The organism is Kitasatospora sp. MAP5-34 (assembly GCF_029894335.1).
In the GTDB taxonomy this organism is placed as follows: Bacteria; Actinomycetota; Actinomycetes; order Streptomycetales; family Streptomycetaceae; genus Kitasatospora.
Genome location: NZ_JARXZC010000053.1, coordinates 26,428 through 37,564 on the forward strand (window position 1 = coordinate 26,428; position 11,137 = coordinate 37,564).

Here is an 11,137-nt window from a genome sequence, read left to right on the forward strand (position 1 = left end):
CTGCCGATGCACTGTCACCTTCTTGGTCGTCCCGTGGAGGAATAGGCGTGACGCAGCAGCCTTCGGCTGAGCAGCCCGGTGTCGCGGCCGCGATCGTGGTTCGTGGGGGTCGGGTGCTGATGGTTCGACGCCGGGCCAGTGAGGGCGAGCTGTCCTGGCAGTTTCCTGGGGGCAAGATCGAGGTTGGAGAGACGCCGGCGCAGGCCGCTGTCCGCGAGACGCGGGAGGAAGTGGGCCTCGATGTGGCAGCTCTCCGCCTCCTGGGCGGGCGAGTACATCCGAAGACGGGGCGGCGGCTGACCTACGTGGCCTGCGCAGCACGGACCGGAGCCGCGTACGTTGCGGCTCCCGACGAAGTCGCCGAGCTGGCCTGGGTCTCCCATGCGGAGATCCCCGCGTACGTGCCGTACGGGATCTTCGAGCCGGTGCAGGCATACCTGGACGCCGCGCTCCTCGGCTGACCTGGCCGCACTGGACAGGCGCAGGCAGGGCCGCCACCGGCTTGATGGCAGCGGTGTAGCACTTCGACCTGTTAGTTCCGGGTCGCTCCGGCCAGGAGCCTGTCGAAGCCCAATGTGATCAAGTCGCTCTCGAAGTTTTCGCGGCCGGGCGCGTTCCCGATCGCCGAAGAGGCCATCGAACCGACATCACCCACCGGTGCCTGGTAGTTGGCGCCGGTGGGTGATGGGTTATCAGCGTCGGGGGCGAGGGGACGACGGTGCTGTGGGCAGGGGTGCAGGCTGTGCAGCGGCGATGTCGACGTGGGGAACTTTTTGCCGGACGGTGGTGGTCCTGGCCAGTGCCGCGCCGGTGCGTCCGGTCGGTTTCACGGCGGCTGTCGATGTTGTCGGGAGGCCGGCGTCGCGTCGGATGCGCCAGTTGAGGACGGCGGTGGCGGAGTCGGCACTGGCAAGCTCCCGGCGTCCAGCGGCCTGGGCGAGCAGGTCGGCCGGGTCGTGGCCTGCGGCTTCGGCCTCGGCGAGGGTGACGGCGAGCGCGTTCCAGCCGGGCTCGTTCAGCACCTTGGTGGCCTGGTCGGCGGGCAGGACCTGGCGGAGGGCTTTGGCCTGGCGGTCTTGGACGGGCTGGGGCAGGCGCCCGCCGTGGAGGTCGAGGACGGCCAGAGGTTTGGCTGCGTGCCGCGCGTACGCGGTGCGCAGGTGGTCGGCGGCGGTGTTGGCGGCCTGGGCCTGGTACTCATGGCCTCGGGCGGTGTGCCACTTCGCGATGACGATGGCGAGCAGGACGAGGCTGGAGAGGATGGTGGCGGCTGCGGTGCCGTCGTCGCTGCGGCCTACGGCTGGTCCTGCGTTGAGGACGGCGCGGGCGGCTGAGCGCATGGCCCTCAGGTCCGTCTTGGCGGCTCGGGTGTGGGTAAGCCCGGTGCGGTCGAGGGCGCGGGCGGCTTGGGTGATCTCCTTCCTGCTGAGGACGGGGCTGGTGGCGGCGAGGGCGTCGAGGATCTCGATGCTGCCGCTGATCGTCGCGGCGGTCCGGTCGTCGCTCTGGTCGTCGGCGAGGGCGGCCAGGGCGTGGTCGATGGTGGTGCTGGCCTGGTGTCGGCCGGAGGCGGGCCAGGTGTGCTCGTTGGGATCGGGGTAGGCGGGTTCGTCCGCGCCGGCGGCGAAGCGGGCGCGGATCTTGGGGAGGGACAGGTCGGGGTCGAGCTTGCTGCCGGAGAACCAGACGGGCTCGTTCTTGGCGTTGCGGTCGCCGGGGAGTGCGAACTTGTAGCCGATGGCGTCTCCGGAGGGCGCGCGTCGGGTGCTGGTCCTGATGCCGTGCTCGGCGAGGCGGCGCAGGAACTCCTCCTCGGTGGCGGCTCCGGCGAGGGACTGGCGGACGGCGGTGCGCAGGGTCTCGCGCGGGGTCTGGGGGAGGTTTCGGCGTTCGGCCTTGCGCAGTTCGGCGCGGGTGGGGCGCTTGGGCCCGCTGTAGCGGTCCTTGGTGCGGGTGTGGGCGAGGCTGAGCAGCCCCAGTTCGTTCTCGATGAGGGTGAGTTCGCTCTCGACCCGGCCCCAGTCGCCCCGGATGCGGGGCTGGGTGAGGTTGCCGCGCACGAGGGTGGCGAGGATGTGGATGTGGTCGTCGGCATGGCGCACCGCGATCCATCGGCAGCCGTCCGGATCTCCTTCGGGAGCGACCCCGGCGGCAACGACGATCCGCTGGGCGATGCGGTTCCACTCGTCGTCGCTGAGGAGCCGGTCGGTCGAGGCCGCGCGCACCGAGCAGTGCCACACGTGTTCCTTGGGTGCCCGCTCGCCAGCCTGGACGACGCGCAGGTCCAGCGCGTCGCGGAGCTGGGTGAAGGTGACGCCCGGCTCGCGGCCGGGGTCGGGGGCGAGGCCGTCCCAGGATCCGACGATGTGCGGGTCGTTGTGCTCGTTGTGCTGCCCGGGTCCGAAGAGGTACTTGAGCAGGCCCATGGTGCTGCTGCCGCCGCCGATGCTGGCGATCACCGGTTCCTGCCCTTCGCGAGGCGCATCGCCGCCTCATCCAGGTGCGTGAGGAGCGTGCGGGCGTCGGCGAGCAGGGCCCGGCCCTGGGTGAAGGCGTCCAGGACCTGGCCCGGCGGAAGGGCGACGTCGGAGTGGTAGTCGCGGGTGAGCTGGTTGACGTTGCTGCCGAGCTTGGCTATCTGGGTGCGAACGGCGGCGACCTCGTCGATCGCCGCGTCCAGGCGCTCGTCTCGAGTGGTGATGTCGGCGTGGTCGTCGGCAAGGGCCTTGCGGATGACGTACACGGCGGTGGCCAGCTCCGCGGCCTTGGCGCGGCGCTCGATCTCGGCTTTGTCCTCGCTGTGGCAGCGGAAGGTGAGTTGGTCGTCGAGAGGGTTCGTGTTGTTGCGTCGGCGGCGCTTGGGGGCGCGGTGTGCGGTGGCTCGCTTGGGACGTCGCGCGGCGGCAGGGCGTGTGGGCGGGACGTCGGGGTCGCTCTCGGTGGACGGCACGGCGGCGGCGCTGACTGCGAGGGGCTGTACGTTCGCGGGCGGCGCGGTGCTGGGCTTCTCCTCGTGCGGCGCCCCCTGGCGCCGCACGTCCGGTGATGCCGAGTGCGCCCCCGCGCTCGGCATCACCGGCTCGCCCTCGCCCTCCCGGGCGAGGGCGTCCGCGTCCGACCCTTCGTAAGAGGGTCGGACGCCCTTGCTTGCTCCGTCTGGGGCAGAGCGGTGGTCACCTCCGTTTCGGTGCAGGGGGACTACAGGGTTCTCGGGCTGGTCGTTCATGGGCTGGTGGACGGTGGTCACGGGTGTGCTCCACAGGAGTGGGCGGTCGGTGCGGGACGTGGCGGTCTCGGTGGGCAGTTTCCGGATGGGTGCCGGTTTGGTCGCGCCGGACTTCGCGGGTATGAGCTGCCCATCTGGCAGAGCTTTCCGGGCGTGGGCTGCCACTCAGGAGGGGGCAGTCCGAGGTGAAGGTGAGTTCCGCAGGGCGTGGGGACCTGGCTGCGATGGGACTTCTGCCGATGCCGCTGTGAGTCGGCAGAAGTCGGTGGCCAGCTGACCGAGGCGGGTCGGTCAGCTGGCCACGATGGCGGTCAGTCGGCCTCGGCCTGTGAACGGCCCTCGCCGCCGCCCCGCTCTCGGCGGAGCCTTTTCATCAACTCCGTCAGGCGAGTACTGCCGAGCGGAAGGCCAGCCTCGCGAATAGCCTGCTCGACGACCGCGCGGGTGAGTCGACCGTGGGCGGCGACCGCCGCGCGGCTGACTTCCAGCAGCTGCTCCATCGACGCGCCCGGCGGACGGCCGATCAGCTTGCCCTCGGCGGTGCTGTCCCTGCCGCCGACCTCGGACTCGTCTGCGGTGCCAGCGGCTTCTGCCGATTCGGGGGTGTTCGCAGTGCCGGACGACTGGTCATCGCCTTCCGCCGCCTGGTGACCGGGCAGCGCGTCGCTCCACTCGGAGGGCAGCAGGCCAGCGGCGGACAGCAACGTCAGCAGTGCGGTCTCGTCGCTTCGGTCCTCCATCCGCTGCGGCTGGACGTCCTCGTCATGGTCGGCGGCGACAGGGTCGGCAGAAGCTCCGCTGGGTGGATCGTCGTTCTGCTCACCCCGGCGGATCGCGGTGCTCTCTCCGTGGCGGGCGATGAGGATGTACAGGTGGACGGCGCCGCCGAGGGCGAGCGGGGCGAGGATCGACAGGAAGCCGACGACGGTGTCGCTGAGCCGAAGCCTGCTGCCGGCGCCGGTCAGGTGGTTGAGCCGGACGGCGTGCAAGGCGTTCGCCCACACGCTCGCGGCGGTCGCCCCGGTGAAGAGCGTCCAGGCGTACGCGCGGGCGGCCCGGGGGGCTTCGCGCAGGACGAGCAGGGCTCGCACGCCGTAGGCGATGAACCCGTCGATGATCAGCGGGAACACGTAGGTGAGCGGGCCGCGCACGTGGATCGCGGCAGCCATCTGCCGTAGGGCGTCGTAAGACAGGGCGAAGCCGAGCGCGCCGAGCAGTACGACCGTGAGGCGGTCCCAGAGGGAGACCCGGGCTGCGGGTATGTGGGCAGGGGGCAGTGCGGTGGTGGTCACGTGAGGTGCTCCAGGTGGCCTCGTCACTGCGAGGGCAGGTCCGAGCGGCGAGGCGGCGGTGGGGTGGACGTGTGAGGCGGGATGCCGGGCCATGCGGCGTCAGGTGCGTGGTGGCAGAGCGGTGCCGGTGCGGCTCAGGCAGTGCGCCGTCGGCGGTCGGGGCCGGTGAGGATGACGCGCTCGCACATCTCCGCCAGCCGGGACGCGGTGCGGTCGCCGAGGGCGGCGCGGATGTCGCCGAGCGGCAGGTTTGTGGTGAAGATCGTCGGGAGCATGTACTCGTAGCGGTGGTTGACCAGCCGCAACGTGAGCGCTTCGGTCCACTCGGTCGCCTTCGCGGCTCCGAGGTCGTCGACGATCAGCAGCGGGCAGGCCATCAGCGTGCGCATCTCCTGCTCGCTGTCGACGCCCTGGCGGGGCCTCTGCGCGGCGTACAGCTCCTCGGCGGTCGTCTTGATCCACCGCAGGCGCACACCGGCCGCGAGCAGGCTGCGGACCGCTCCGTACGCCTGGTGCGTCTTGCCGGACCCGGTCGAGCCCGTGATCAGCAACGACGGGCCCTGGGCGATGCCCGGAGCGCCGCCCGGTCCTCGGCGGCTCGCCAGGGTGACCTGCTGGACCCAGGTGGTGACCTCGGGGTGGTCGGCGACGGCAAGCCGGTAGCGCGGCGGGATGCGCCGGTCAGCCAGCTCCAGCACGGTGGACGGCTGGTCTGCCTCGCGTTCCGCCGCGGTGGTCGGGACGGCCTGGATGCGGGCGAAGCGTTCGCGCCAACCTCCGCCGATGAGCTTGGGATCGCGGTCGGCGGTACGGGCCGCCGTCGGGGTGGAGGTCACAGCTCGCCCCCGTAGTAGGCCAGGGCGTCCCCGGGGTTGGTGAAGGGCTGGTGCTGCGCGCGGGCCGCGCTCTGCCGGGCCGCTGCGGGCTGGGCGTTGATGGCTTCGTGGACCATGTCCGGAAGCAGGCTGGGGCTCAGCGGCCTGGCCTGGTACCGCGCCAGGCCGGCCCGGATCTCGTCTTCGGTGAAGTTCTCGGCCAGCAGGGTGGAGATGACCTTGGCGAGGTGCCCGAGCACCTTGGCGGGCGGGCGCTTGCGGCAGCCCCGGACGTACTCGGCGAGCAGGTCGTGGGCAGTCACGCCGTCGTCGGTTGCCTGCCCCGCGACGTGGTGCGGCTCGTCCTGGTGAGGGATGCGCGAGGGTGCCGGGGTGGGCGCGGCGGAGCCGCCCCCTTTAGGGGTAGATCCAGGATCCATGATCCTAGATCCAGGCACGAGGTCCTCCTGAGCCCTCCGGAGCAGTTCCGTAGACGTGCCCTGACCTGCTGTTTCACCGGCATCCGCCGCCTGGTTGCCCGACTCGGGCCTGCCGAGGGTCTGTGGAGCGGCCTCGGGAAGCGTGGTGTCGCCGACCGGTGCCGAAAACGGGCCGGAGAGGGACTCCGGAGCCTTCCCGAGGTCCTCCGGAACCGGGTGGGCACACCGCTCCCCCTTGCATTTGCCGCACCGCCGCCCATGCTCGTGCACCGGGCACGAGGGCAGTCGGGAGGCGCTCGGGTGAGAGATCTTCTGGTGCTCGTGCCACTTGGCGACGTGCAGGTACTGGCGGCCGTCGCAGCCGGTGTACCGGCAGAGCAGCCCGACGGACGCGAGCTGCTGGAGGTCGTCCGCGCAGTGGACCGGGGTGTGCTCGGGCCGCAGCGCCCACAGGACGCCGTTGATGATCGCGGCGTGGTCGATGTGGCGGCCCTCGTCGTCGACCTGGGTGAGCAGGCAGACGAAGGTCCGCTCAGCGGTCAGCGACACCTCGGCGAGGCTGAGCGACTGGGTGATCTCGGGCTTGATGGTGCGGATGCGCGCCACGGCTACCGCCCCGCCTTCGGGGGCAGGCCGCCGCAGGCGGGTGTGGTCTGCGCCGCCGGGGTCGTACTCTTGGGCATGGCTTCCTCCCCGAGGCACCTGTGACTGTGACGGTCCGGTGCCTCGGTTGATCGCTGTGGTAGGTGGTCGGTTCAGGGAGTTCCTTCGGCCCTCGGTGCGCCAACACCGGGGGCCGCTCCCGTTTTCGGGCGGTCGCGCGTTCCTCTCCGCGCCGCCCCGTTCATCCCCTCCTGCGTCTCCGGTCGACCGGCTCTCCGCCGATCTCGCCGCCTCGGCGGACTCGACGTCCGCACCGGTAGCAACATTCCATCTTGGAGCGCCCCGTCGGCGAGGCGGCATGGGCGCCGCCCTCCGCCGAGTCGCGTACCCAAGGACTACCAGCAAAGTCCGGCCGCACCAAACAGCATGTCAAGGACCATAAAGCGGTGGACAAACCGACAGCCACGCGGACGGCGCAGCACGATTCGCACGGCTCTCCCGGACTACTTGGTGCGGCCGGAGATCCATGCTTATATCCCGTCATGGCAACACGACCCGTCGAGATCGGCCCGACCGGACTGCAGACCGCGAAGAACATCGAGCGGCTGCGGACCGAGCTCGGCATGAGCCAGCGCCGACTCGCCGAGATCCTCACCGACCTGGGCCGCCCCACGCCCACGACCGCGCTCAGCAAGATCGAGCGCGGCGAACGGCGCGTGGACGTGGACGACCTCGCCGCCATCGCCATCGCGCTCGGGGTCTCCCCCACCACGCTCCTCCTGCCGCCCGTCGCCAACGCGAGCCGGACCCGCGTCACCGGCGCCGGCTCGGTCACCACCGAGGCGGCCTGGGACTGGGCCGACGGCATCAGCCCCCTTCTGCCCTTCCCCGTCGACGTGCCCGACCGGGCCGGCGAGGACGGCCCGCTCACGCACGCCCTGCGCGCGCGGCCGGAGGGCAGACGCACCGGGCACCTTCCGTCGCTCGCAGCTACCAAACAGGCAGCCGAGGCTGGCCCGTTCAACCAATTCACCCGGGGTGAACTCGTCCAGCTCCTCGACAACCTGAAGGCCGCGATCACCCGCGACTGAACCAGGAACCCCAGCCCGGCCACCTCCTGGGCTGTACCACCCCTGCTCGTTCCGGTGTTGGCGCACCGGAGCCGCAGCGTCGATCCAAAACCGACCACCTACCACAGCGATCAACCGCGGCGACGGCCCGTCACAGCCACGCGCGCCGCGGGGAGAGAACCCATGCCCGAGAACAGCAACCGCCGCTCGACCAACGCCTCCGAGCAGTACCTGACTGTCGGTCAGGTCGCCGAACGCCTGGGCACCAGCGAGCGGTTTCCCCGACGCCTCATCGCCGAGCGGCGCATCGCCTTCGTCAAGATCGGCAGCCACGTCCGCATCTCCGAGAGCGTGCTCGCCGCCTACATCGAGGCCAACACCGTGGCCCCGGTCCGCTCCGTCCGCCGCCGCTTCGGGCGGGCTGCCTGATGGCGAACAACTCCGGCCGACGGCGCCGCTGGGGCTCCGTCCGCAAGCTGCCCTCCGGCCGCTTCCAGGCCCGCTACCCCGGCCCCGACGGGCTCCTGCGCAACGCCGACGAGACCTTCGCGACCAAGGGCGACGCCGAAGCCTGGCTCGTCGAGACCGAGACCGACATACGCCGCGAGGAGTGGCGCGACCCCAACGCGGGCGCCGTCAACTTCCTCCTCTACGCCACCGCCTGGATCGACGAACGCGACCTCGCAGCCCTCACCGACGAGCTGTACCGCCGCCTCCTCCGCCTGCACCTGGAACCGACCTTCGGCGAGTCCGAGCTGAAGGAGATCACCGCTCCCCAGGTCCGGGCTTGGCGCGCCGCGCTGGTCAAGGAGGGCAAGAAGACCACCGCCGCCAAGGCCTACCGCCTCCTGAAGGCCGTCCTGGAAACCGCCGTCGACGACGAGCTCATCCGCCGAAACCCCTGCCGCATCAGGGGCGGTGGCAAGGAGGAGGCCGAGGAGCGTCCCGTCGCGACGGTCGAGCAGGTCCTCCAACTCGCCGACCTCATGGGCCCGCGCTGGCAACTCATGGTCTTTATGGGCTCCTTCATGGCCCTCCGCCCCGAGGAACTGGCCGAGGTCCGCCGATCCGACGTCGACCTGGTCAAGCGCGTCGTGTGGATCCGGCGCGCGGCCCCCGAACTGACCACCGGCAAGCGCGTCCTGGGCGACCCGAAGTCCAAGGCCGGCAAGCGGCCGGTCGGCATCCCGCCCGAGATCGTCCCCGACTTCGAGCTGCACCTGCGCTGGTACGCCGCGAAGGAGGACGACGGCCTACTGTTCATCGGCGAGCGCGGAGCCCCGTTCCGCCGCTCGACCTTCGGCCGCAAGTGGCGCAAGGCCCGCACGAAGCTCGGCATGGACGGCTTCCGCTTCTACGACCTCCGCCACACCGGCAACGTCCTCGCCGCCGGCACCGGCGCCAGCCTCAAGGACCTGATGGCGCACATGGGCCACTCCTCCGTCCGCGCAGCGCTGATCTACCAGCACGCCACCGCCGAACAGCAGACCAAGATCTCCAACGGCATCAGCGCCGCGGTCGTCGACATCCGCACCCGCCGTCGATCGACAACTTCGGACTGCGCCGCAGCGGCAGAGATTCCCCGTCAGGCGTAGGACCCCGACGACAGAGGAGCCCGGCCAGTTACCGCCCTGACCGGGCTCCAATGGGCTGCCTGACCCCGCCTCTCGGTCGTGTGGCGCTCACAGAGACCGCTCGCTGAGGGCGAGACTGACGACGCCAGTGACACACTGTGCGGATGCGACTGTGGCAACGCCGTTCAACCCCCATGTCGGGTAGCGCTGTTAGCGCACTGGAAGAGGTATCTGCGACCCCGGCGTTGACCGCGGTGATGGCCGATGTCGCACTCAATGACCCGAACGAGGATCGGCTGAGCCGTGCCGGGTTCGCCGAGCGTCTTGCCCAGACGATGACCCAACGAAGCCAGGCAGGCTCCGTGGTGGGCTTGTATGCGGACTGGGGCGAGGGCAAGTCGACCGTGCTCAGCTTCGTTGAGCACTACCTGGCCCACCAGACCCGTCCCGTCGTGGTGATTCGATTCAACCCCTGGTTCGATTCGGACGAGTCGGCCATCATCAAGCAGTTCTTCGCGGCGGTGGCAACCGCGCTCGGCGTGGACCTGCGCACTCGCCGGGAGAAGGCCGGTGACTGGATCAGGAAGGCCAACCCGTTCCTCAAGACTGTGGAGCCGTCCCTTGGGCCCTCCGACGGACTTTCCAAGCATCTCGCAAGGGCTGCGGGTTTGAACGATCTCGCCAAAGCGGTGGACTTCAAAGTCGGGCCGGTCAACCTGAGCGGCTTGATGGAGGCAGTCGGCAATGCGCTGGGAGAGCCGACCCTTAGGAGCCTGCGGGACCGGCTGCTTGAACTGCTGACCGCAGAGGCGTCTGGCCGCGACCGGCGTGTCGTCGTACTGATCGACGACATTGACCGGCTGGAGGCCTCGCAGGTTGCGACGGTGTTCCGGATGATCAAACTGGCAGCAGACTTCCCCATGCTGTCGGTCCTCACAGCCTTCGCCCCGCTCCCGGTCGCTCAGGCCCTCGGCGCCCGGTTTGGCGGCGGCGGCGACCCGACCATCCAAGGCACGGCGTTTCTGGAGAAGATCGTCCAGGTTCCTGTGCGCCTGCCGCCAGCTGATCCGAACCTCGTGGCGGCGCTGATGCAGGACCTCCTTGGCCAGGTCATCAGTGCCCACTGCGGGCAGTTGCCCGCAGGCGAGCAGGCTCGCATGGAGATAGCCATGGACCGCTGTGTGTGGCCGCTGGTGACGACGCTTCGGATGGGCAAGCAGCTACTGAACAAGGCCGACTTCGCGCTTCCTGTGATGCGAGGCGAGGTCAATCCGTGTGATCAGGTCATCCTGCAGGCACTGGAGCTCCTCCACCCTGACTTGTACCGGTTCATCGCCACGAACAAGGCACTCCTGGTGAAGAAACCAGGGCCGTCAGAATTTCGGGCTGCCCGGATCGGCGAGATCGACCAGGCGGTGGAAGGCCTTCCCTCAGCATCCCGTGGACCGGCTAAAGACCTGCTGCAACTTCTCTTCCCGCACCTGCAGTCGCTGTATGGCAACACCTGGTACGAGCCCCACCATGAAGAGGAGTGGGCGCGCGGGAAGCGCGTCTGCTCGCCCAGCTACTTCAGCCGGTTTTTCGCCTTCGCGCTGCCGGTCGGGGACATTCTCGACTCCGAGATCGAGGCGGTCATCAACGCGGCCTGGCCGGCCAATCGGGCACCCCTTGCTGCCCTATTGGCCAGCCAAGAGCCGAACCTCGTACTTCAGAAGCTCACCGTTCACAGCACCGGGCTCTCTGCGGCCCGCTCCCTCGATGTCGCGCGGGCCGTCGCCGCAGCTGGGGCCGGTCTGCCCACGTTGGGTGGCCGGCCTTTCGAGCCCGCCTTCAGCGCCGGAATGCTTATCAGCCGCCTGCTCTACCAACTGCCATCAGATGAACGACAAGCTGCGGCCGTGGAGGCCCTGGACTTCGCCGAGCCAGGCCTAGCTGCCATCACCATGCTTGCGATCGAGGCATCCGGTGCGGACAACCCCGATACAACTCAACACCTGCTGGGTGAAGCAGAGTTGCGCGCAGTGAGTGGTGTGCATCGTGAAGTGGCAGGTCACGGGCCTGGTGTGCGTCGGCGTCGGGGTGCTCACGCTGGTTGCGGGCGGATGGCTTCGGTGAAG

General features: G+C 69.9%; 10 protein-coding genes. 5 read left to right on the forward strand and 5 right to left on the reverse strand.

What is annotated here, in order from left to right:
• The first annotated feature begins 47 nt into the window (after positions 1–47).
• Positions 48–461: an NUDIX hydrolase gene (locus tag P3T29_RS29885; RefSeq protein ID WP_280719811.1), complete on the forward strand. Its 414-nt coding sequence runs from the start codon at positions 48–50 to the stop codon at positions 459–461.
• A gap of 231 nt (positions 462–692) precedes the next feature.
• On the opposite strand, the gene P3T29_RS29890 is transcribed toward P3T29_RS29885, so the two are convergent.
• The 5 genes from P3T29_RS29890 to P3T29_RS29910 form a co-directional block, all read right to left on the reverse strand.
• Entirely contained in the window at positions 693–2,459 is a 1,767-nt protein-coding gene (locus P3T29_RS29890; RefSeq protein WP_280719812.1) for a hypothetical protein, read from the reverse strand.
• Positions 2,456–3,247: a hypothetical protein gene (locus P3T29_RS29895; RefSeq protein WP_280719813.1), complete on the reverse strand. Its 792-nt coding sequence runs from the start codon at positions 3,245–3,247 to the stop codon at positions 2,456–2,458. Before P3T29_RS29895 ends, P3T29_RS29890 begins: the two co-directional genes overlap by 4 nt.
• A gap of 290 nt (positions 3,248–3,537) precedes the next feature.
• Entirely contained in the window at positions 3,538–4,518 is a 981-nt protein-coding gene (locus tag P3T29_RS29900; RefSeq protein ID WP_280719814.1) for a DUF2637 domain-containing protein, read from the reverse strand.
• A gap of 134 nt (positions 4,519–4,652) precedes the next feature.
• Positions 4,653–5,270: an ATP-binding protein gene (locus P3T29_RS29905; RefSeq protein WP_280719821.1), complete on the reverse strand. Its 618-nt coding sequence runs from the start codon at positions 5,268–5,270 to the stop codon at positions 4,653–4,655.
• A gap of 80 nt (positions 5,271–5,350) precedes the next feature.
• Positions 5,351–6,379: a hypothetical protein gene (locus P3T29_RS29910; protein WP_280719815.1), complete on the reverse strand. Its 1,029-nt coding sequence runs from the start codon at positions 6,377–6,379 to the stop codon at positions 5,351–5,353.
• A gap of 539 nt (positions 6,380–6,918) precedes the next feature.
• Here P3T29_RS29910 and P3T29_RS29915 point away from each other — a divergent pair.
• The 4 genes from P3T29_RS29915 to P3T29_RS29930 form a co-directional block, all read left to right on the forward strand.
• Positions 6,919–7,467 carry a helix-turn-helix transcriptional regulator gene (locus P3T29_RS29915; protein WP_280719816.1) on the forward strand — a complete coding sequence of 183 codons (549 nt, stop codon included), beginning with the start codon at positions 6,919–6,921 and terminating at the stop codon, positions 7,465–7,467.
• Positions 7,468–7,629: 162 nt separating this feature from the next.
• On the forward strand, positions 7,630–7,875 hold the full coding sequence (locus P3T29_RS29920) for an excisionase family DNA-binding protein (protein ID WP_280719818.1): 246 nt from the start codon (positions 7,630–7,632) through the stop codon (positions 7,873–7,875).
• The gene (locus tag P3T29_RS29925) at positions 7,875–9,041 is read left to right on the forward strand and encodes a site-specific integrase (protein WP_280719819.1); all 1,167 of its coding nucleotides are present in this window, start codon (positions 7,875–7,877) and stop codon (positions 9,039–9,041) included. The genes P3T29_RS29920 and P3T29_RS29925 overlap by 1 nt, the downstream gene beginning before the upstream one ends.
• A gap of 143 nt (positions 9,042–9,184) precedes the next feature.
• Positions 9,185–11,137 (forward strand): P-loop NTPase fold protein (locus P3T29_RS29930; RefSeq protein WP_280719820.1); only part of this gene is annotated, 1,953 nt, incomplete at its 3' end.